Annotated in this window: 19 protein-coding genes; 15 read left to right on the top strand and 4 right to left on the bottom strand. The window is 69.7% G+C overall.

Annotated elements, in window-relative coordinates; all coding sequences use genetic code 11:
* The first annotated feature begins 23 nt into the window (after window positions 1–23).
* The 7 genes from rsmD to mutM all read left to right on the top strand — a co-directional run bounded on the left by rsmD (window position 24) and on the right by mutM (window position 5,009).
* Window positions 24–611 (top strand): 16S rRNA (guanine(966)-N(2))-methyltransferase RsmD, encoded by a 588-nt coding sequence (gene rsmD, locus ABZ098_RS23405; protein ID WP_356594097.1) that lies wholly within the window; start codon window positions 24–26, stop codon window positions 609–611.
* A 26-nt stretch (window positions 612–637) separates the two neighbouring features.
* Window positions 638–1,117, top strand: a complete 480-nt coding sequence (coaD, locus tag ABZ098_RS23400) for a pantetheine-phosphate adenylyltransferase (RefSeq protein WP_356458707.1) — start codon at window positions 638–640, stop codon at window positions 1,115–1,117.
* Window positions 1,118–1,174: 57 nt separating this feature from the next.
* The gene (locus tag ABZ098_RS23395) at window positions 1,175–2,221 is read left to right on the top strand and encodes an ATP synthase F0 subunit B (RefSeq protein ID WP_356594095.1); all 1,047 of its coding nucleotides are present in this window, start codon (window positions 1,175–1,177) and stop codon (window positions 2,219–2,221) included.
* A 133-nt stretch (window positions 2,222–2,354) separates the two neighbouring features.
* Complete coding sequence (locus ABZ098_RS23390) at window positions 2,355–3,017, top strand: DUF177 domain-containing protein (RefSeq protein WP_356594093.1); 663 nt, start codon at window positions 2,355–2,357, stop codon at window positions 3,015–3,017.
* Between the two features lie 2 nt (window positions 3,018–3,019).
* A complete protein-coding gene (gene rpmF / locus ABZ098_RS23385; protein WP_006139588.1) occupies window positions 3,020–3,193 on the top strand; it encodes a 50S ribosomal protein L32 in 174 nt (57 codons plus the stop codon).
* A gap of 19 nt (window positions 3,194–3,212) precedes the next feature.
* On the top strand, window positions 3,213–4,040 hold the full coding sequence (gene rnc / locus ABZ098_RS23380) for a ribonuclease III (RefSeq protein WP_356594402.1): 828 nt from the start codon (window positions 3,213–3,215) through the stop codon (window positions 4,038–4,040).
* Between the two features lie 108 nt (window positions 4,041–4,148).
* On the top strand, window positions 4,149–5,009 hold the full coding sequence (mutM, locus tag ABZ098_RS23375) for a bifunctional DNA-formamidopyrimidine glycosylase/DNA-(apurinic or apyrimidinic site) lyase (RefSeq protein ID WP_356594090.1): 861 nt from the start codon (window positions 4,149–4,151) through the stop codon (window positions 5,007–5,009).
* On the opposite strand, the gene ABZ098_RS23370 is transcribed toward mutM, so the two are convergent.
* Together ABZ098_RS23370 and ABZ098_RS23365 are read right to left on the bottom strand one after the other, a co-directional pair.
* On the bottom strand, window positions 4,982–5,383 hold the full coding sequence (locus ABZ098_RS23370) for a helix-turn-helix domain-containing protein (protein WP_356594088.1): 402 nt from the start codon (window positions 5,381–5,383) through the stop codon (window positions 4,982–4,984). The genes mutM and ABZ098_RS23370 overlap by 28 nt on opposite strands.
* A gap of 80 nt (window positions 5,384–5,463) precedes the next feature.
* Entirely contained in the window at window positions 5,464–6,543 is a 1,080-nt protein-coding gene (locus ABZ098_RS23365) for a CAP domain-containing protein (RefSeq protein WP_356594086.1), read from the bottom strand.
* Window positions 6,544–6,715: 172 nt separating this feature from the next.
* On the opposite strand from ABZ098_RS23365, the gene ABZ098_RS23360 reads away from it, so the two are divergent.
* The 4 genes from ABZ098_RS23360 (at window position 6,716) to ABZ098_RS23345 (ending at window position 12,978) form a co-directional block, all read left to right on the top strand.
* The gene (locus ABZ098_RS23360; RefSeq protein ID WP_020120992.1) at window positions 6,716–6,997 is read left to right on the top strand and encodes an acylphosphatase; all 282 of its coding nucleotides are present in this window, start codon (window positions 6,716–6,718) and stop codon (window positions 6,995–6,997) included.
* Between the two features lie 382 nt (window positions 6,998–7,379).
* Window positions 7,380–7,583: a hypothetical protein gene (locus ABZ098_RS23355; RefSeq protein ID WP_016432419.1), complete on the top strand. Its 204-nt coding sequence runs from the start codon at window positions 7,380–7,382 to the stop codon at window positions 7,581–7,583.
* A 226-nt stretch (window positions 7,584–7,809) separates the two neighbouring features.
* Window positions 7,810–11,391 (top strand): chromosome segregation protein SMC, encoded by a 3,582-nt coding sequence (gene smc, locus ABZ098_RS23350; protein ID WP_356594083.1) that lies wholly within the window; start codon window positions 7,810–7,812, stop codon window positions 11,389–11,391.
* Between the two features lie 168 nt (window positions 11,392–11,559).
* A complete protein-coding gene (locus ABZ098_RS23345; RefSeq protein ID WP_356594081.1) occupies window positions 11,560–12,978 on the top strand; it encodes a sugar porter family MFS transporter in 1,419 nt (472 codons plus the stop codon).
* 473 nt (window positions 12,979–13,451) lie between these two features.
* Here the strand turns inward: ABZ098_RS23345 and ABZ098_RS23340 are convergent, their stop codons facing one another.
* Complete coding sequence (locus ABZ098_RS23340) at window positions 13,452–14,423, bottom strand: LLM class flavin-dependent oxidoreductase (RefSeq protein WP_356594079.1); 972 nt, start codon at window positions 14,421–14,423, stop codon at window positions 13,452–13,454.
* 150 nt (window positions 14,424–14,573) lie between these two features.
* On the opposite strand from ABZ098_RS23340, the gene ftsY reads away from it, so the two are divergent.
* The gene (ftsY, locus tag ABZ098_RS23335) at window positions 14,574–15,767 is read left to right on the top strand and encodes a signal recognition particle-docking protein FtsY (RefSeq protein ID WP_356594077.1); all 1,194 of its coding nucleotides are present in this window, start codon (window positions 14,574–14,576) and stop codon (window positions 15,765–15,767) included.
* A 218-nt stretch (window positions 15,768–15,985) separates the two neighbouring features.
* Here ftsY and ABZ098_RS23330 read toward each other — a convergent pair whose 3' ends face one another.
* On the bottom strand, window positions 15,986–16,642 hold the full coding sequence (locus ABZ098_RS23330; protein ID WP_356594075.1) for a bifunctional DNA primase/polymerase: 657 nt from the start codon (window positions 16,640–16,642) through the stop codon (window positions 15,986–15,988).
* Between the two features lie 433 nt (window positions 16,643–17,075).
* Between ABZ098_RS23330 and ABZ098_RS23325 the strand changes: the two genes are divergently transcribed.
* The 3 genes from ABZ098_RS23325 to ABZ098_RS23315 all read left to right on the top strand — a co-directional run bounded on the left by ABZ098_RS23325 (window position 17,076) and on the right by ABZ098_RS23315 (window position 20,561).
* Window positions 17,076–18,581, top strand: a complete 1,506-nt coding sequence (locus tag ABZ098_RS23325; RefSeq protein ID WP_356594073.1) for a hypothetical protein — start codon at window positions 17,076–17,078, stop codon at window positions 18,579–18,581.
* Between the two features lie 313 nt (window positions 18,582–18,894).
* Window positions 18,895–20,226: an ammonium transporter gene (locus tag ABZ098_RS23320; protein ID WP_356594071.1), complete on the top strand. Its 1,332-nt coding sequence runs from the start codon at window positions 18,895–18,897 to the stop codon at window positions 20,224–20,226.
* A complete protein-coding gene (locus ABZ098_RS23315) occupies window positions 20,223–20,561 on the top strand; it encodes a P-II family nitrogen regulator (RefSeq protein WP_030990174.1) in 339 nt (112 codons plus the stop codon). Before ABZ098_RS23320 ends, ABZ098_RS23315 begins: the two co-directional genes overlap by 4 nt.
* Window positions 20,562–20,571: the final 10 nt, after the last annotated feature.

The raw sequence follows: 20,571 nt of genomic DNA, 5'->3' as shown, positions 1-20,571 counted from the left end.
CGTCCCCCGAACAAGGACCGAAGATGACGCGCGTGATCGCGGGCAGAGCCGGCGGACGCCGCCTGGCCGTCCCGCCGGGCAACGGAACCCGTCCCACCTCGGACCGCGCGCGCGAAGGCCTCTTCTCCACCTGGCAGTCCCTACTGGGCGGCCCCCTGTCGGGCGAACGGGTCCTCGACCTCTACGCCGGATCGGGCGCGGTCGGCCTCGAAGCCCTCTCCCGCGGCGCGGGCCACACCCTCCTGGTCGAGGCCGACGCCCGAGCGGCCCGCACGATCCGCGAGAACGTCAAGAACCTGGGCCTACCCGGCGCAGAGGTCCGCGCGGGCAAGGCCGAACAGATCATCCGGACAGGGGCGCCGGCACAGCCGTACGACCTCGTCTTCCTGGACCCCCCGTACCGGGTCACGGACCACGATCTTCGCGAGATTCTCCTCACACTCCGCTCGGAACACTGGCTCGCGCCGGAAGCCCTGGTCACCGTTGAGCGCAGCACCAGAGGCGGTGAATTCGCCTGGCCGCCGGGTTTCGAGGCGGTCAAGGCCCGTCGCTACGGCGAGGGAACGTTTTGGTACGGTCGCGCCGCCTCTACGTGCGAAGACGCACGATGACCGGACCGGAGAGCGAGGGATCTCAAGTGCGCCGCGCCGTCTGTCCCGGGTCGTTCGACCCGATCACCAACGGACACCTCGACATCATCTCCCGCGCCTCCAGACTGTACGACGAGGTCTACGTCGCGGTGATGATCAACAAGTCCAAGAAGGGCCTGTTCGAGATCGACGAGCGGATCGGCCTGATCCGCGAGGTCACCGCCGAGTACGGCAACGTGATCGTCGAGGCCTTCCACGGCCTGCTCGTCGACTACTGCAAGGAGCGCGACATCCCGGCCATCGTCAAGGGCCTGCGCGCGGTCAGCGACTTCGACTACGAGCTCCAGATGGCCCAGATGAACAACGGCCTGAGCGGTGTCGAGACCCTCTTCGTGCCGACCAACCCCACCTACAGCTTCCTGTCCTCCTCGCTCGTCAAGGAGGTCGCCACCTGGGGCGGAGACGTCTCCCACCTGGTGCCCCCGAGGGTCCTCGAAGCCCTGAACGAGCGCCTCCGGAAGGGCTGATGGGGCTACAGTCGTCCCGTCCGTCTCCAACACGGCTTTAGAGAGTGGCGAGCACAGGTGGACGTGCAGAAGAAGCTCGACGAGATCGTCGCCGCGGTCTCCGGCGCCCGGTCGATGCCCATGTCGGCCTCGGTGATGGTCAACCGCGCCGAACTGCTCGCGATGCTCGAAGAGCTGCGCCAGGCCCTGCCCGGCTCCCTCGCGCAGGCGCAGGAGCTGATCGGCGACCGTGAGCAGATGGTCGAGCAGGCCCGCCAGGAGGCCGAGCGGATCATCTCCACGGCCCACGCCGAGCGCGGCTCCCTGATCTCCGACACCGAGATCGCCCGCCGCTCCCAGGCCGAGGCCGACCGGATCCTGAACGAGGCCCGCCAGGAGGCCGAGGAGGTCCGCGCGGAGGCCGACGACTACGTCGACTCCAAGCTCGCCAACTTCGAGGTCGTCCTCACCAAGACCCTCGGCTCGGTGGGCCGCGGCCGCGAGAAGCTCCTCGGCACCGGCCCGGGCCTCGACGAGAACGGCTACGAGGACGAGGACGCCCCCGAGCGCAGCCACGACCCCGAGACCCTGCGCAAGGACGCCGACTCCTACGTCGACGCCAAGCTCGGGGCCTTCGAGGCGGTCCTCGCCAAGACCCTGGAGGCGGTGGGCCGCGGCCGCCAGAAGCTGCACGGCCGTATCGCCTCCGACGACCTCGGCGCCCTCGGCGACAACACCGCCACCGTCCAGCACTCCAGCGACGCCGACTACCTGGCCGACCTCACCGCCCTCGCGGAGCAGGACGCCCGGGCCCAGGCCGAGCAGCAGCCCCAGCAACCGGACTACGCCCAGCAGCTGGCGTACGGCTACCAGCAGCAGACCGACGCCTACGCGGGCTACCAGCAGCAGCCCGACCCGTACGCCCAGCAGGACCAGTACGGCTACCAGCAGGCCGACCCCTACGCCTACCAGGGCTACGACCAGCAGCAGGCCGCCTACGATCAGCAGCAGGCCCAGCAGCACCAGTCCCAGCAGAGCTACGCCCTCGACGAGACCAGCCTCTTCGACACCGGCATGATCACACCGGAGCAGTTGAGGGCGTACGAGCAGGGTCGCGGCCAGTAAGGGACCACCGGATTGGGCCGTGAGCGAAAGGTCCAGTATCCTGGCTCTTCGGTCGCGTGTACGTCCGCGATCAACGCTGCCCGGGAAGCACCGAAGGGCGGCGTCCCTCTGAGCTCGAAGATCGAAAGCAGGAATGGCTCCCAACGCTCGCCTCGACCACCGCAACCCTCTCGTGTTCGACACACATGAGCTGGGGCGGCGTCCTGGCGCGCTGCAGCGCCTGACCCGTGAGATCGACGCTCCCAAGGATCTCGGCATCCAGGGAGTGATCGGAGTGCCGGAAGGCGCCCCGGTCGAGCTCGAACTCCGACTCGAGTCGGTCATGGAAGGGGTGCTTGTCACAGGCACCGCCCGTGCACAGGCCGAGGGGGAGTGCGTAAGGTGTCTGGAGCCGCTTGAGCTGGCGCTCGAAGCGGACTTCCAGGAGATGTTCTCGTACCCCGACGCCGACGACCGTGGCCGCGTGAAAGCGGAACCGGCCGACGACGCCGAGGAATCCGCAGAAAACGAGGACAGGCTCTTCATCGAGGACGGCTTGTTCGACCTCGAACCCGTGCTGCGTGATGCGGTGGTGCTCGCACTGCCGATGCAGCCGGTGTGCCAGGACGACTGCCCCGGCCTGTGCTCCGAGTGCGGAGCGCGGCTGGCGGACGACCCGGACCACCACCATGACGCCGTCGACATCCGTTGGGCGGCACTGCAGGGACTCGCCGGTTCACTCGAAGACGGCGAGAAGGACGAGATGAGTGGCGAAGCGCCTCGATCGGCGCCCGCCAACGAGAAGCAGGAGAAGTAGCCGTGGCTGTTCCGAAGCGGAAGATGTCGCGCAGCAACACGCGCCACCGCCGGTCGCAGTGGAAGGCTGCGGTCCCCACCCTGGTTGCGTGCGAGCGCTGCCACGAGCCCAAGCTGCAGCACATCGCGTGCCCCGCTTGTGGCACCTACAACAAGCGCCAGGTCCTCGAGGTCTGAGCGGCTGGTGAGAGGCACTGTGTCCACGCCGAAGAAGAACTCGGGCGACAACCAGGCCTCGTCCCACACGCTGTTGGAAGGGCGGCTCGGGTACAAGCTCGAGTCCGCCCTTCTGGTGCGTGCGCTGACCCACCGTTCCTACGCGTACGAGAACGGCGGTCTGCCGACCAACGAGCGTCTGGAGTTCCTCGGGGACTCCGTGCTCGGCCTCGTGGTCACGGACACGCTGTACAACACCCACCCCGACCTGCCCGAAGGCCAACTGGCCAAGTTGCGGGCCGCGGTGGTCAACTCGCGTGCGCTGGCGGAGGTCGGCCGCGGGCTCGACCTGGGTTCCTTCATCCGGCTCGGCCGTGGTGAAGAGGGCACAGGCGGCCGGGACAAGGCATCCATCCTCGCCGACACCCTCGAAGCGGTGATCGGCGCGGTCTATCTCGACCAGGGTCTCGAGGCGGCGAGCGAGCTCGTCCACCGGCTCTTCGATCCACTGATCGAGAAGTCCTCGAACCTCGGTGCCGGCCTGGACTGGAAAACCAGTCTCCAGGAGCTCACCGCGACCGAAGGACTCGGCGTACCCGAGTACCTGGTCACGGAGACCGGCCCCGATCACGAGAAGACCTTCACTGCTGCCGCCCGCGTCGGAGGCGTCTCGTACGGCACCGGCACCGGCCGCAGCAAGAAGGAGGCGGAGCAGCAGGCCGCGGAGTCCGCCTGGAGGTCCATCCGGACCGCCGCGGACGAGCGCGCCAAGGCGGTGGCCGAGAAGGCCGTCGAGGCCGTTGAGGTCGTTGAGGTCGTCGAAGCCGCCGAGGACGACGACGAAGGTCCGTCGTCCGTCTCCGCCTGACGCCTGGGAAGCACCCAGCGCGTCTGGAAGAACAGCGCAGCCGAGCGCCTGCCCCAGAACACCGGGGCGGGCGCTCCGCTCATCACCGGTCCGTGACGGGGGAGTCCCATGCCCGAGTTGCCCGAGGTCGAGGTCGTACGGCGTGGCCTCGAGCGGTGGGTCGCCCACCGCACGGTCGCCGAGGTCGAGGTGCTGCACCCGCGTGCGGTGCGCCGTCACCTCGCCGGTGCCGACGACTTCGCGCACCGCCTCAAGGGCCATCGCGTCGGCACTCCCAGCCGCCGCGGGAAGTACCTCTGGCTGCCCCTGGAGGACACGGACCAGTCGGTCCTGGCCCACCTCGGGATGAGCGGCCAGCTCCTGGTGCAGCCGCATGCCGCGCCCGACGAGAAGCACCTCAGGATCCGGATGAGGTTCGCGGACGAGGTCGACACCGAGCTCCGCTTCGTCGACCAACGCACCTTCGGCGGACTGTCGTTGCACGACAACACCCCCGACGGCCTGCCCGACGTCATCGCGCACATCGCCCGCGACCCCCTCGACCCGCTCTTCGACGACGAGGCCTTCCACCAGGCCCTGCGCCGCAAGCGCTCCACCATCAAACGGGCCCTGCTGGACCAGTCGTTGATCAGCGGAGTCGGCAACATCTACGCGGACGAGGCCCTTTGGCGCTCCCGCATCCACTACGAGCGCCCCACCGCGAACTTCACGCGCCCCCGCACGGCCGAACTCCTGGGCCACGTAAGGGATGTGATGAACGCGGCCCTCGCGGTCGGCGGCACCAGCTTCGACAGCCTGTACGTCAACGTCAACGGCGAGTCGGGGTACTTCGACCGGTCCCTGGACGCGTACGGCCGTGAGGGGCTGCCGTGCAAGCGGTGCGGTACGCCGATGCGCCGACGGCCCTGGATGAACCGGTCCAGCTACTTCTGCCCGAGGTGTCAGCGGGCGCCGCGCGTCACGTCGTAACGCTCGCGGGCGGCGAGGACGTCGTCCATGCGGCCCTCGACGAAGCGGATGAGGTCCAGGAGGCGCTCGGCGACCTCGTGGCCCAGGGGGGTCAGCTCGTAGTCGACGCGGGGCGGGTTGGTGGGCTGGGCCTCGCGGTGCACCAGGCCGTCGCGCTCCAGGCCCTGGAGCGTCTGGGAGAGCATCTTCTCGCTCACGCCGTCGACGCGGCGGCGCAGTTCGTTGAAGCGCAGCGAGCCCTCGTACAGGGCGCCGAGGGTCAGTGCGCCCCAGCGGCCCGTCACGTGCTCCAGGGTGCCGCGCGAGGGGCAGGCCTTGGCGAACACGTCGTACGGGAGGTCCCGCGCCTCCGGGGGCTGCTGCGTGGTGTCCATATCTCGAGCGTACTGGAAGACAGCACTAACTGGCAGGTTGCACTAACCAGAAGTTAGCGCAACCTGTCCCGGTGTCACTCCTAGTACCCGAAGTCCTGGGTCCACCAGGGGCCGCCCGGACCGAACTGCACGCCCACGCCCAGCGTCTTGAAGTCGCAGTTCAGGATGTTGGCCTTGTGGCCGGGGCTGTTCATCCAGGCTTCCATGACCGCGGCCGGGTCGGACTGGCCCCGGGCGATGTTCTCGCCGCCGAGAGTGGTGATTCCGGCCTTGGCCGCGCGGTCCCACGGGGTGGCGCCGCTCGGGTCGGTGTGGTCGAAGAAGCCCTGGTCGGCCATGGCCTTGCTGAAGGCCCCGGCCAGGTCGGCCAGCGCGCTGTTGGCGGCGACCGGGCTGCAGCCGACCTTCGCCCGCTCGACGTTGACGAGCTCCAGCACCTGGGCAGCGGCCGCGGCCTCCGTGGAGACCTCCACCGGCGCGGTGGTCTCCTTCTTCGCCGGCTCCCGCTCCTTCTGTGAAGGGGTCGTCTCCGGCTTCTCGCTCGGGGTGGCCGCCGGCTTCTTGGTCGGCTTCTCGGTCGGCGCGGCCGTCGAGGTCGAGGTCGACGGGGCCGGCGAGGGGGAGGAGGCGCGCTCGGCGTCCCGGCTCGTCGACGAGCCGTCCTCGCGGCCGTCGGCGCTGCCGGAGGTGCCACCCTGCTCGGCGGGGGTGTTGGTCGGCGAGCCGGCCGCCTGCACATCGCCGCCGGTCGTGCTGCCGCCGCCGATCTTGTAGTTGTCCAGGCCCGGCACCACACCCGTGGCGACCGCGACCGTGCCGATCGCGACGGCGGCCGAGACCCCGAGCAGACCGGTCTTGACCGGCGTCACGAGGTTCCTCTTGCGTCGGCGGTGCGAGCCGCCCCGGCGCGGACCGTCGGCGGGCGTGTAGCCCTCGCCCCGGTACAGCGCGTACTCCTCCTCCGACGCGAACAGGTAGGCGTCACTGCGCGCGTAGGGGTCGGCGTCCTCGTGGGCCGGGTGGATCGTGGTGGCCGCCGAGGTGAAGTCGTACGAGTCCTGCGGGTCGTATCCGCTCCCGTAGGAGCTGTGCGTCGGTGTGACCCCCGTGGCGCGGCCCGTGGCGGCGCGGCCGGCGGCGGAGCGTCGGTGGCGTCCCATGTCCTTGCCTTCCTCGTCTGTGCTTGAGGTCGACACGTCCCCCCGGTCAACCAAAGTTACAAAACCCACACCATCGAGTGAGTTTCGTATGAGATTCATTGGCAGCGGACAGTACCGCATGCCGCCAGATGAAGGAGTGCCGGGAGAGACATTGGCCGGTTAGGTTGCACTCATGAGCGAGGATGTACGACTGGTCGCCTGGGTGCGTGGACGCGTCCAAGGTGTGGGTTTCCGCTGGTTCACGCGGGCCAAGGCGCTGGAGATCGGCGGCCTGAGTGGTTTTGCTCTCAATCTGGACGACGGACGCGTCCAAGTGGTCGCGGAAGGTCCGCGGAAAGGCTGCCAGGAGCTCCTCGACTGGCTCCTGGGCGACGACACGCCCGGCCGCGTCGACGGCGTCACCGAGATCTGGGACACACCTCGCGGGGGTTACGACGGCTTCGCCATCCGCTGAGCCGTTTCTGTAAAGCGGGCGGGGTGGGAGCGCGGGGGCATGCCGCGGGCACCTGCCGGAAGCAGAAAGGCCCAGGTGGTTGCCAAGAAGCCCAGGCCGTGGCAGGCTCCCGGCCTAAGAATGATCGTCACGCCCCCGGGGTCCCGAGGGAGCCGCAGCGCCGCCGTTCTCAGGCCGCGCCGGCGCGGGTTGCCACCAATACGGGGCGTGATCGTGTTGACCGTCAAACTTTTTGGTGAGACGCTGAAAGCACCCCGCGCACCTTAGCTGTTTGGCATGGAAGAACGGCAGCACGAACTAAAGAGTGTCAAGCACCGCGGGTGCGAATCCCTCACGACCCACACCGCATCGGTCGGTCACTCAGTGTGGAGGACCATCCATCATGGCAAAGGCGCTTCTCGGTTACGTCGGCGGCTCGGACCCTCGACTCCTCGCCGAGATGCGACGGCTCCAGCAGCGCGTCCAGGACCTGGAATCCGAGCTCGTACGGATCCAGGCGGAGAACGACGCGCTCGCGGCTGCCGCTTCTCACGACAGGATCATGGAGAGCATCGACGCACACCAGGCGGAGCCTGCGCTCACCTGATCGCTGCATCGCTCCACGACAGCTCACGCAGTGGTCGGGCGGCCTGTATCAACCGCTAAGTAAGTTGTCAGAGTTTGCAAGGGACGCTTCGGCGTCCCTTCTTTCTTGCCCCCGTGCACCCTTTCACTCTCTTAACGTTTGGTGTGCCCTCCACGTTCAACGGTGAAACCGCGGGCAACAGCACGTTCATGGAGTGAGACACCCCCGGAAGGTAGAGTCCAGCGCCGTGCACCTCAAGGCCCTGACCCTCCGAGGGTTCAAGTCGTTCGCCTCGGCGACCACGCTCCGGTTCGAGCCGGGGATCACATGCGTGGTCGGTCCGAACGGCTCGGGCAAGTCCAACGTCGTGGACGCGCTCAGCTGGGTCATGGGCGAGCAGGGCGCCAAGTCGCTGCGCGGCGGCAAGATGGAGGACGTCATCTTCGCCGGCACCACCGGCCGCCCGCCGCTGGGCCGCGCCGAGGTGTCCCTGACCATCGACAACTCCGACGGGGCCCTGCCCATCGAGTACGCCGAGGTCACCATCACGCGGATCATGTTCCGCAACGGCGGCAGCGAATACCAGATCAACGGCGACACCTGCCGTCTCCTGGACATCCAGGAACTCCTGTCCGACTCCGGCATCGGCCGCGAGATGCACGTCATCGTCGGCCAGGGCCAGCTCGACTCCGTCCTGCACGCCGACCCGACCGGCCGCCGCGCCTTCATCGAGGAGGCCGCCGGCGTCCTCAAGCACCGCAAGCGCAAGGAGAAGGCGCTGCGCAAGCTGGACGCGATGCAGGCCAACCTCGCGCGCGTGCAGGACCTCACCGACGAACTCAGGCGCCAGCTCAAGCCGCTCGGCAGACAGGCCGCGGTCGCTCGCCGGGCCGCCGTCATCCAGGCCGACCTGCGCGACGCCCGCCTCCGGCTGCTCGCCGACGATCTCGTACGACTGCGGCAGGCGCTGCAGGCCGAGGTCGCGGACGAGGCCGCGCTGAAGGAGCGCAAGGAGGCCGCCGAACAGGAGCTGAAGAAGGCCCTCCAGCGCGAGGCCCTTCTGGAGGACGAGGTACGGCAGCTCACGCCCCGGCTCCAGCGCGCCCAGCAGACCTGGTACGAGCTCTCCCAGCTCGCCGAGCGGGTGCGCGGCACGATCTCGCTGGCCGACGCGCGCGTGAAGAGCGCCACCTCGGCGCCGCCCGAGGAACGGCGGGGCCGCGACCCCGAGGACATGGAACGCGAGGCCGCCCGTATCCGCGAGCAGGAGGCCGAGCTGGAGGCCGCCCTGGAGGCGGCCGAGCGGGCTCTGGAGGACACGGTCGCGCACCGCGCCGAACTGGAGCGCGAGCTCGCCCAGGAGGAACGGCGTCTGAAGGACGTGGCCCGGGCCATCGCCGACCGCCGGGAGGGGCTCGCCCGTCTCAGCGGTCAGGTCAACGCGGCCCGTTCCCGCGCCGCCTCGGCCCAGGCCGAGATCGACCGCCTGGCCGCCGCTCGGGACGAGGCCCAGGAGCGGGCGTTCGCCGCGCAGGAGGAGTACGAGGCCCTGCAGGCCGAGGTGGAAGGACTCGACGCGGGTGACGCGGAACTGGCCGAGCGGCATGACGCGGCCAAGCGGCAGCTCGCCGAGGCGGAGGCCGCACTGACGGCTGCCCGGGAGGCGGCCACCGCGGCGGAACGCAGACGCGCGGCGACGCAGGCGAGGCATGAGGCACTGGCGCTGGGGTTGCGGAGGAAGGACGGCACGGGAGCGCTCCTGGGCGCGAAGGACCGCCTCACCGGCTTGCTGGGTCCGGCGGCGGAACTCCTGACGGTGACGCCGGGCCACGAGGTTGCGCTGGCGGCAGCCTTCGGCGCGGCGGCGGACGCCCTCGCGGTGACTTCCCCGTCGGCAGCGGCAGAAGCGATCCGCCTGCTGCGGAAGCAGGACGGCGGCAGAGCGTCACTGCTCGTCGCCGGGGAGTCGGACCTGCCCAGGGGCGCGGGGAACTGCGCGACCAGCCACGACGGACCCGCGGATGCCGCTCATCAGCACGCGGCAGATCTGGTCCGCGCTCCCTCCGACCTCATGCCCGCCGTCGGTCGCCTGCTCCACGGCATCGTCGTCGTGGGCACCCTCGAAGACGCCGAGGACCTCGTCTACGCCAACCCCCACCTCACCGCCGTGACGGCCGAAGGCGACCTGCTCGGCGCCCACTTCGCCCACGGCGGTTCCGCGGGCGCCCCCAGCCTCCTCGAAGTACAGGCCTCCGTGGATGAGGCCGCAGCGCAACTCGAAGAGCTCGCGATCCGCTGCGAGGAACTCACCGAGGCCCAGCACACCGCCGTGGAGCAGCGAAAAGCAGCGGCTGCCCAGGTCGAGGAACTCGGAGAGCGCCGCCGCGCCGCGGATCGTGAGAAGTCGGCCGTGGCCCAGCAGCTCGGCCGCCTCTCCGGCCAGGCGAAGGGCGCCGCCGGTGAGGCCGAGCGCTCCACCGCGGCGGCCGCCCGGGCGCAGGACGCGCTGGAGAAGGCGCTCGAAGAGGTCGAGGAACTCGCCGAACGTCTCGCCGTCGCCGAGGAGATGCCGGTCGAGGAGGAGCCCGACACGTCGGTACGGGACCGTCTCGCCGCCGACGGTGCCAACGCCCGCCAGACCGAGATGGAGGCCCGTCTCCAGGTCCGTACCCACGAGGAGCGGGTCAAGGGTCTCGCCGGCCGTGCCGATTCCCTCGACCGGGCCGCCCGCGCGGAGCGGGACGCACGCGCGCGTGCCGAACAGCGGCGGGCCCGGCTGCGGCACGAGGCCGCCGTGGCCGAGGCGGTCGCCTCCGGAGCGCGGCAGCTACTCGCGCACGTCGAGGTGTCCCTCGCGCGCGCGGACGCGGAGCGGACCGCCGCCGAGACCGCCAAGGCGCTGCGCGAACGGGAGGTGACCGTCGCGCGGAACACCGGCCGCGACCTCAAGGCCGAGCTCGACAAGCTGACCGACTCCGTCCACCGGGGTGAGGTGCTCGGCGCCGAGAAGCGGATGCGGATCGAGCAACTGGAGACCAAGGCGCTGGAGGAGCTCGGAGTCGAACCGGCGGGTCTGGTCGAGGAGTACGGCCCCCACCAGCTCGTACCCCCCTCTCCGCCGGCCGAGGGCGAGGAGCTGCCCGAGGACCCGGGGCATCCGCGCAACCAGCCGAAGCAGTTCCACCGGGCCGAGCAGGAGAAGCGGCTCAGGGCGGCCGAGCGGGCGTACCAGCAGCTCGGCAAGGTCAATCCGCTCGCGCTGGAGGAGTTCGCGGCGCTGGAGGAGCGGCACCAGTTCCTCAGCGAGCAGTTGGAGGACCTGAAGAAGACCCGCGCCGACCTGCTGCAGGTGGTGAAGGAGGTCGACGAGCGCGTCGAGCAGGTCTTCACCGAGGCCTACCGGGACACCGCACGGGAGTTCGAGGGCGTCTTCAGCCGGCTCTTCCCGGGCGGCGAGGGGCGGCTGATCCTGACCGACCCCGACAACATGCTCACCACCGGCGTGGACGTCGAGGCGCGGCCGCCCGGAAAGAAGGTCAAGCGGCTCAGCCTGCTCTCCGGTGGCGAGCGGTCCCTCACGGCCGTAGCGTTGCTGGTGTCGATCTTCAAGGCGCGGCCCAGCCCGTTCTACGTCATGGACGAGGTCGAGGCCGCCCTCGACGACACCAACCTCCAGCGGCTGATCCGCATCATGCAGGAGCTGCAGGAAGCCTCGCAGCTCATCGTGATCACGCACCAGAAGCGGACGATGGAGGTCGCCGACGCGCTGTACGGCGTCTCCATGCAGGGCGACGGCGTCTCGAAGGTGATCAGTCAGCGGCTGCGTTAGTCCTTGCGTCTACCCCGTTTCCATCTGTTCATTCCTTGAACTCAATGTCCTCATCAGTGCCTGTTTTCTCACACGGCTCTAGGTACTGCTTTCGAAACTTGAAGGCATAGGGTCTGCATCGTTGTTCTTGCCTTCAGGCAGCGTTGCCGATGGCCTTAGGAGTTGAACGTGACCAGCACAGCGCAGGCGCAGAAGTCAGGAGCCGGCACGGCTCACCCCGATCATCTCGGGCACGTCATCTTCATCGCGGCGGCGGCCGCGATGGGCGGATTCCTCTTCGGTTACGACAGCTCCGTGATCAACGGCGCGGTCGAGGCCATCCGAGACCGCTACGACATCGGCTCCGCGGCCCTGGCGCAGGTCATCGCCATCGCCCTGATCGGCTGTGCCATCGGCGCGGCGACCGCCGGACGCATCGCGGACCGCATCGGCCGTATCCGCTGCATGCAGATCTCGGCGGTCCTCTTCACGATCAGCGCGGTCGGTTCGGCGCTGCCCTTCGCGCTGTACGACCTGGCGTTCTGGCGGATTGTCGGCGGCTTCGCCATCGGCATGGCCTCGGTCATCGGCCCCGCCTACATCGCCGAGGTCGCCCCGCCCGCCTACCGGGGCCGTCTCGGCTCCTTCCAGCAGGCCGCGATCGTCATCGGCATCGCCATCTCGCAGCTCGTCAACTGGGGTCTGCTGAACGCCGCCGGCGGCGACCAGCGCGGCAAGCTGATGGGCCTGGAGGCCTGGCAGGTCATGCTCGGCGTCATGGTGATCCCGGCCGTCCTCTACGGCCTGCTCTCCTTCGCCATCCCCGAGTCCCCGCGGTTCCTGATCTCCGTCGGCAAGCGCGACCGGGCCAAGGAGATCCTCGCGGAGGTCGAGGGTGACAAGATCGACCTCGACGCGCGCGTGACCGAGATCGAGAACGCCATGAAGAGCGAGCACAAGTCCACCTTCAAGGACCTGCTCGGCGGCAGCTTCTTCTTCAAGCCGATCGTCTGGGTCGGCATCGGCCTGTCGGTGTTCCAGCAGTTCGTCGGCATCAACGTCGCGTTCTACTACTCCTCCACGCTGTGGCAGTCGGTCGGCGTCGACCCGACGGACTCGTTCTTCTACTCCTTCACGACGTCGATCATCAACATCGTCGGCACCGTGATCGCGATGATCTTCGTGGACCGCGTCGGCCGCCGCCCGCTCGCCCTGATCGGCTCGGTCGGCATGGTGATCGGTCTCGCGCTGGAGGCCTGGGCGTTCTCCTTCGACCTGGTCGACGGCAAGCTGCCGGCCGCGCAGGGCTGGACCGCCCTGATCGCCGCCCACGTGTTCGTCCTCTTCTTCGCCCTGTCCTGGGGTGTGGTCGTCTGGGTCTTCCTCGGCGAGATGTTCCCGAACCGGATCCGCGCCGCCGCCCTCGGTGTGGCCGCGTCCGCGCAGTGGATCGCCAACTGGGCCATCACCGCGAGCTTCCCGTCGCTGGCCGACTGGAACCTCTCCGCGACCTACGTGATCTACACGGTCTTCGCCGCGCTCTCCATCCCGTTCGTCCTCAAGTACGTCAAGGAGACGAAGGGCAAGAAGCTGGAGGAGATGGGCTGACGGCCCGCCCACGACCCGGGGGGAGGGGCCACCACCCCGCTGCCCGTCTCCCCGCGCACAACACCGCCGCCCCCGGTCCGGCAACCGCCTGGACCGGGGGCGGCGGTGTCGTTCGCGGGGTCACCGGATGAGGACGTCGCCGCCGATCTCCAGGGCCTCGCGGACGCTCTCCTCGATGATCCGCAGCCGGGTCCCGATCCGGTGCCGATGCTCCTCGACCGTCCGCGGCCGCCGCGTGCCGTGGGCGACTCGTCGAGCCGGGAGCGCAACAGCGCCACCTCGCGTGCGAACTCCGGCACGGCTCCGCCTCGACATGCAGATCGGCCCCGGCCGGCACAGGCAGGAAGCGTGCAGCGAGCGACCGCACGAACTCCGAGTCCCACACCGTCGTACGCCACGACTCGAAACCGCCGGACCGGTACACGCCGTCCGGCACGTCGAGCATCCGCCGCCCGGTTGCCGGCCCGGCCCGGTCAGCCACCCAGTGCCGGAAGCACCCGCTCCGCGAACAACCGCAGGCTGCGCCACCCCTCCTCCACCGGCATCCCGCCCGCCAGCGGATGCAGGACGAGGTTGTCGAGCCCCTGCTCCACACACTCGTCCGGCGTGAGGATCCGGTACACGCCCTCCGCGCGCAGTTCGTCCACCGAGCCGGCCGCCGAGCGGACGGCCGAGCGGATGTCGCCGGACTGCCAGGAGGCGTACGTCCGGGCCTCGTGCAGGAAGTGCTCGCCGTGCCGGTCCCACACCTCGTCCGGGTCCTCGGCGATGTGCAGCAACGGCGTCTCTGCCGTCGGCATCATGGTCCAGCCCTCGGTGCCGTACTCGACGAGCCGCTCCTTGTAGTACGCCTCCAGCTCCGGCAGGTGCGCGCTGGGGAAGAAAGGGAGCCCCAGGCGGGCGGCCCGGCGGGCGGCGGCCTTGGAGGAGCCGCCGACCAGGAGGAGGGGGTGCGGATCGGAGAAGGGGCGCGGGGTGACCCGTACGGTACGGCCGCGGTACTCGAACTCCTCGCCGGTCCAGGCCTTGAGCAGGGTCTCCAGCAGCTCGTCCTGCAACCGGCCCCGCCGCCTCCACTCCACGTCGAACAGGGCGTACTCCTCGGGGCGGTACCCGATCCCGGCGACGGTCACCAGCCGGCCGCCGCTCAGCAGATCCAGTACGGCGATCTCCTCGGCCAGACGGAGCGGGTCGTGCAGCGGGCCGATCACGGCCGAGACGGTGACCGCGATCCTGCGCGTCGCGCCGAACACCGCGCCCGCGAAGGCGAACGGCGACGGCAGCCAGTTGTTGTCGACGCCGTGGTGCTCCTCGGTCTGCACGGTGGTGATCCCGTGCTCGTCGGCGTACGCGGCCATGTCCAGGGCGGCCCGGTAGCGGGCGCTGAGGGAGGCGGGCGTGGCACCGGGCTCGACGAGGTTGAAACGGACGACCGTGACGGGCATGGGGGTCCCCCTTCACCGGGCGGGTGGTGCGGGGGACGGTAGCTGACGGTGCGTCAGATGGCTATGGTCGCGGGCCGGCCGTAACGACCCGCGTCTTGCGTGCGGCGGCGCAGTCTCCCCGGCGGGGCCGGGAGGGATACTGGACGGGTTATGGAAACCGTCATCCTTGCTGTAGTCATCGCCGTGGTCGTGCTCGGTGTGCTCGGCGGGCTCGTCGTCGGCACCCGGCGCAAGAAGCCACTGCCCCCGCCGCCTCCCGCCGCGCCCGACATCACCGCCCCTCCGGCCGAGCCGCACGTCGGCGACGAGGCCGAGACGCCGCGCGACGAACCGCGCCGGACCATAGAGGAGGTGGATCTCCCGGGCGGCTCGGCGCCGCCCGTCGTGGAAGAGCTCCCCCCGACCGAGATCGAAGTCCCGGAGCCCACCGCCGGACGTCTGGTCCGGCTGCGCGCCCGGCTCTCCCGTTCGCAGAACGCGCTCGGCAAGGGGCTGCTGACGCTCCTGTCGCGCGAGCACCTCGACGACGACACCTGGGAGGAGATCGAGGACATCCTCCTCACCGCCGACGTCGGCGTGGCCCCCACCCAGGAGCTGGTCGACGGCCTGCGCGAGCGGGTGAAGGTGCTCGGCACCCGGACCCCCGACGAGCTGCGCGGGCTGCTGCGCGAGGAGCTGCTCAAGCTGGTCGGCACCGAGGTCGACCGCACCGTGCGGACCGAGCCCGAGGAGCGCAAGCCGGGCATCGTGATGGTCGTCGGGGTCAACGGCACCGGCAAGACCACCACCACCGGCAAGCTCGCGCGCGTGCTCGTGGCCGACGGACGCAGCGTCGTCCTGGGCGCTGCCGACACCTTCCGGGCCGCCGCCGCCGACCAGCTCCAGACCTGGGGCGAGCGGGTGGGCGCCCACACCGTGCGCGGACCCGAGGCGGGTGATCCCGCCTCCGTCGCCTTCGACGCGGTGAAGGAGGGCAAGGAGATGGGGGTCGACGTGGTCCTCATCGACACCGCGGGCCGCCTCCACACCAAGACCGGCCTCATGGACGAGCTCGGCAAGGTCAAGCGGGTCGTCGAGAAGCACGCCCCGCTCGACGAGGTGCTGCTCGTGCTGGACGCCACGACCGGGCAGAACGGCCTGGTGCAGGCCCGCGTCTTCGCCGAGGTCGTCGACATCACCGGCATCGTCCTGACCAAGCTGGACGGCACGGCCAAGGGCGGCATCGTGATCGCGGTCCAGCGTGAACTGGGCGTACCGGTCAAGCTGATCGGCCTCGGCGAGGGCGCGGACGACCTGGCGCCGTTCGAGCCGGAGGCGTTCGTGGACGCACTGATCGGCGAATAGCCGCCGGACACTCGCTGTCGCTGAACGCGAAGGAGCGCCCGCCCCCGAGGTGCAGTCGGGGACGGGCGCTGCTCCTTTGTGCGCCTGGACCGGCGCCGCTCTCGCGGACGTGGTTGCTCCTCGTCGTGGTGCCTCAATCGATGGTCGCGCCCGCCAATGGCGGAAATGAAGGGCCTCGCCCCGTGGTGCAGAGGTGGCAGCCCTTCGCTGTGTACGTTCTACGCCCGCGACCGGTGGGCCACGTACGCCAGCGTCCCCAGCAGCAGACGGGCCGCCGGTGGCTTCGTCGCCGTGTCCAGCGAGGGCGGCCGCAGCCACTGCACCGGTCCCAGGCCGCCCCGGTCCGACGGCGGAGCCGTGACGTAGGTGCCGGGGCCCAGGCCGCGCAGGTCGAGGGAGGCGGCGTCGTCCCAGCCCATGCGGTAGAGGAGTGCGGCCAGGTCGGCCGCGGCACCGGGGGCGACGAAGAACTGGGCGCGGCCCTCGGGGGTCGCGGTCACCGGGCCGAGGGGCAGACCCATGCGCTCCAGGCGGACCAGGGCGCGGCGCCCGGCCGGCTCGGCGACCTCGATGACGTCGAAGGCGCGGCCGACCGGCAGCATCACGGAGGCGCCGGGGAACTCGGACCACGCCTTGGTCACGTCGTCGAGCGTGGCCCCGGCCGGGACCGGGGGCGCGAAGTCGAGGGGGTGGGCGCCGGGGTGACGGCAGTCCGCGCGGCCGCAGGAGCAGGCGCCCGCCGAAGCCCGCGCGCCCGGGACGACGTCCCAGCCCCAGAGTCCGGTGAATTCGGCGACGGCGGTGCACTCCGTGGAGCGGCCGCGCCTGCGCGTACCGGAACGAATCTCCCGAATGCCGCCGATCGTGAAGCCCATGCCCCCTCCAACGGGTCCAGCGCGCCGGTGGTTACGAGGCGGACGCGATCGGTCACTCTCCGTTTCCCCTTCCGGGCGATGGCGGCGCCCGGAAGTGCCCAGGGTCGTGCGTCGGGGTTTGTGCGCCCCTGAGTGCACCGCTCCGCCCACTCCGCTCGGTCTATGTCAAGTGAATCGTGTGGAGGCGACCGTGAGTTCATTCGAAGGGGTGGCGAATGGTGGCGTTTCCGGGATCGCCATGGCTGGACGCGTGATCGTAGGATTACTTTGAGTGCACGAGTCCTGGGGGCACATGCACTTGTGGGTATGCCGGAGGCAAGTCGGTTCCCCGTTCGAAGGCTGACAACCGCCGGACGAACGGCCGCATTTACCGGCATTCTGATAGGGCTTGGCGCACTCGGCGACAAGTGGTCTCAGGGATGGGGGCGTTCCAGTGGGCGGCAACAGTGGAAGCGGGACGGGCGCCGGGAGCGCCGCGCACAGCTCCTCTCAGGCCGACAAACGCCCCAACGAGCTGCTCACCTCCTGGTTCGTGCGCAGCGGCTGGTCGAAGGGCGAGCTCGCCCGCCAGGTCAACCGCAGGGCCCGCCAGTTGGGGGCCAACCACATCTCCACCGACACCTCGCGGGTGCGCCGCTGGCTGGACGGCGAGAACCCCCGCGAACCCATCCCCAGGATCCTGTCCGAGCTGTTCTCCGAGCGGTTCGGATGCGTCGTCTCCGTCGAGGACCTCGGACTGCGCGCCGCCCGCCAGTCGCCGTCCACGACCGGGGTCGACCTGCCCTGGACGGGCCCGCAGACCGTGGCCCTGCTCAGCGAGTTCTCGCGCAGCGACCTCATGCTGGCGCGGCGCGGCTTCCTCGGGAGCTCGCTGGCACTGTCCGCGGGCCCGTCCCTCATCGAGCCCATGCAGCGCTGGCTGGTCCCCGGCCCCGCCGCCACCCCGCAGCGGGAGCCCGACCCGGCCGCCTCCCGCCGGGTCGGCCGGCTCTCCAAGCCGGAGCTGGACCTCCTCGAGTCGACGACCGTGATGTTCCGCCAGTGGGACGCCCAGTGCGGCGGCGGCCTGCGCCGCAAAGCGGTGGTCGGCCAGCTGCACGAGGTGACCGACCTCCTTCAGGAGCCCCAGCCCGAGACCACCACCCGCAAGCTGTTCAAGGTCGCCGCCGAACTGGCCGAACTCGCGGGCTGGATGTCGTACGACGTGGGGCTCCAGCCCACCGCCCAGAAGTACTTCGTCCTCGCCCTGCACGCCGCCAAGGAGGCCGGCGACAAACCGCTCGGCTCCTATGTCCTGTCCAGCATGAGCCGCCAGATGATCCACCTCGGGCGGCCCGAGGACGCCCTGGAGCTGATCCACCTCGCGCAGTACGGCAGCCGGGACTGCGCGAGTCCGCGCACCCAGTCGATGCTGTATGCGATGGAGGCCCGCGCCTACGCCAACATGGGCCAGCCCGGCAAGTGCAAGCGGGCGGTCCGGATGGCCGAGGACACCTTCGCCGAGGCCGACGAGTGGGACGAGCCGGACCCCGACTGGATCCGCTTCTTCTCCGAGGCCGAGCTGTACGGCGAGAACTCCCACTCCTACCGCGATCTGGCCTATGTCGCCGGTCGCAGCCCGACCTACGCCTCCCTGGCCGAGCCCCTCATGCAGCGGGCGGTGGAGCTCTTCTCCGACGACGGCGAGCACCAGCGGTCGTACGCACTCAACCTCGTCGGCATGGCCACCGTGCACCTGCTGCGGCGCGAGCCCGAGGAGAGCACCGTGCTGGTGGAACAGGCCATGCACATCGCCAAGAAGGTCCGCTCCGAGCGGGTCAACACTCGTATTCGAAAGACGGTCGACACGGCCGTACGCGATTTCGGTGATCTCGCCGCGGTCGTGGATCTCACCGACAAGCTCGCCGTGGAACTCCCGGAGACCGCGGAAGCCGTCTGAATCCCCAGAACCCCGGCCGCGGCCGGCCCTCCCGAACTGCCCGACTCGGCTCCCCCATGCCAGGTCATCGGAAGGCCGACCGCGGCCGGTTTCACGCCTTCTCCGAAGGTTGCGCCACGATAACGATCGACGCGGCCCATATCCGCCAGTTCATCGATGCGTAACACACGAGGCGTCTTCGTCACGGCGGCGAAACAACGAGGGGCTTCCACCGAAACCGCGCTGCGTCAATCTCATGGCGCATAACCGGCCCACCCCTCAATCCGCTCTGGCTTCGCCCGCACGGGGCCGTACCTACGACGAGGAGACGCCGATGGCACCAGCCATCACGCTCGCCGCAGACAAGCTGTCTGTGGCGAACACAGGCTTCATGTTGATCTGTTCCGCTCTGGTGCTGATCATGACCCCGGGTCTTGCCTTCTTCTACGGAGGCATGGTCCGCGTCAAGAGCACCCTCAACATGCTGATGATGAGCTTCATCAGCATGGGTATCGTCACCATCCTGTGGGTGCTTTACGGCTTCTCCATGGCGTTCGGTACGGACCACGGCTCGCTCATCGGCTGGGAATCCGACTTCTTCGGATGGACCGGCATCGACAAGGGAGACATCTGGTCCGGGTACACGATCCCGGTCCTCGCCTTCGCGGTCTTCCAGATGATGTTCGCCATCATCACGCCCGCCCTGATAAGCGGTGCGATCGCCGACCGCGTGAAGTTCTCCGCCTGGGCGCTCTTCGTCGCGCTGTGGGCGACGGTCGTCTACTTCCCGGTCGCCCACTGGGTCTGGGGCACCGGCGGCTGGGCCTTCGAGCTCGGTGTGATCGACTTCGCCGGTGGTACCGCGGTCCACATCAACGCGGGTGCCGCGGCGCTCGGTGTGATCCTGGTCATCGGCAAGCGCGTCGGCTTCAAGAAGGACCCGATGCGCCCGCACAGCCTCCCGCTGGTCATGCTCGGCGCGGGCCTGCTGTGGTTCGGCTGGTTCGGCTTCAACGCCGGCTCGTGGCTCGGCAACGACGACGGCGTCGGCTCCCTGATGTTCGTCAACACGCAGATCGCCACCGCGGCCGCGATGCTCGCCTGGCTCGTCTACGAGAAGATCCGCCACGGCGCGTTCACCACGCTGGGCGCCGCCTCCGGCGCGGTCGCCGGTCTGGTCGCCATCACCCCCTCCGGTGGCGCGGTCACCCCGATCGGCGCGATCTGCGTCGGCGCCATCGCCGGTGTGCTGTGTGCCATGGCGGTCGGCCTGAAGTACAAGTTCGGCTACGACGACTCCCTGGACGTCGTCGGCGTCCACATGGTCGGCGGTGTCATCGGCTCCCTGCTGATCGGCTTCTTCGCCAGCGGCACGGGCCAGTCCGACGTCAAGGGCCTCTTCTACGGCGGTAACGCGGACCAGCTCTGGAAGCAGTGCGCCGGTGTCTTCGCGGTCCTCGCCTACTCGCTGATCGCCTCCGCGATCCTCGCCTTCCTGCTCGACAAGACGATCGGCATGCGGGTCGACGAGGACGAGGAGATCTCGGGCATCGACCAGGCCGAGCACGCCGAGACCGCATACGACTTCAGCGGTGCCGGTGGCGGCGCCGCCCGGACCTCCGTCACGGCAGCTGTCGCCGACGCGGGCAAGAAGGTGGACGCATGAAGCTCATCACCGCCGTCGTCAAGCCGCACCGGCTCGACGAGATCAAGGAAGCCCTCCAGGCCTTCGGAGTGCACGGCCTGACGGTCACCGAGGCGAGCGGTTACGGTCGTCAGCGGGGCCACACCGAGGTCTACCGCGGTGCCGAGTACACCGTGGACCTGGTCCCGAAGATCCGTATCGAGGTCCTCGCCGAGGACGACGACGCCGAGCAGCTGATCGAGGTCATCGTCAAGGCGGCCCGGACCGGCAAGATCGGTGACGGCAAGGTCTGGTCCCTGCCGGTCGAGACCGCCGTACGGGTCAGGACGGGCGAGCGCGGCCCGGACGCGCTCTGACGGAAGAACA

Source organism: Streptomyces sp. NPDC006335, from assembly GCF_040612795.1.
Lineage (GTDB): Bacteria > Actinomycetota > Actinomycetes > Streptomycetales > Streptomycetaceae > Streptomyces.
Note: the sequence above shows the minus strand (reverse complement) of the source record. Positions and strands in the feature narration are given on the sequence as shown.

Bases quoted from the DNA above. Each gene is read 5' to 3' on its own strand.
- rsmD (WP_356594097.1), top strand. From the start codon at position 24: ATGACGCGCGTGATCGCGGGCAGAGCCGGCGGACGCCGCCTGGCCGTC.
- ABZ098_RS23390 (WP_356594093.1), top strand. From the start codon at position 2,355: ATGGCTCCCAACGCTCGCCTCGACCACCGCAACCCTCTCGTGTTCGAC.
- mutM (WP_356594090.1), top strand. From the start codon at position 4,149: ATGCCCGAGTTGCCCGAGGTCGAGGTCGTACGGCGTGGCCTCGAGCGG.
- ABZ098_RS23370 (WP_356594088.1), bottom strand. From the start codon at position 5,383: ATGGACACCACGCAGCAGCCCCCGGAGGCGCGGGACCTCCCGTACGAC.
- ABZ098_RS23365 (WP_356594086.1), bottom strand. From the start codon at position 6,543: ATGGGACGCCACCGACGCTCCGCCGCCGGCCGCGCCGCCACGGGCCGC.
- ABZ098_RS23360 (WP_020120992.1), top strand. From the start codon at position 6,716: ATGAGCGAGGATGTACGACTGGTCGCCTGGGTGCGTGGACGCGTCCAA.
- ABZ098_RS23355 (WP_016432419.1), top strand. From the start codon at position 7,380: ATGGCAAAGGCGCTTCTCGGTTACGTCGGCGGCTCGGACCCTCGACTC.
- ABZ098_RS23340 (WP_356594079.1), bottom strand. From the start codon at position 14,423: ATGCCCGTCACGGTCGTCCGTTTCAACCTCGTCGAGCCCGGTGCCACG.
- ftsY (WP_356594077.1), top strand. From the start codon at position 14,574: ATGGAAACCGTCATCCTTGCTGTAGTCATCGCCGTGGTCGTGCTCGGT.
- ABZ098_RS23330 (WP_356594075.1), bottom strand. From the start codon at position 16,642: ATGGGCTTCACGATCGGCGGCATTCGGGAGATTCGTTCCGGTACGCGC.
- ABZ098_RS23320 (WP_356594071.1), top strand. From the start codon at position 18,895: ATGGCACCAGCCATCACGCTCGCCGCAGACAAGCTGTCTGTGGCGAAC.
- ABZ098_RS23315 (WP_030990174.1), top strand. From the start codon at position 20,223: ATGAAGCTCATCACCGCCGTCGTCAAGCCGCACCGGCTCGACGAGATC.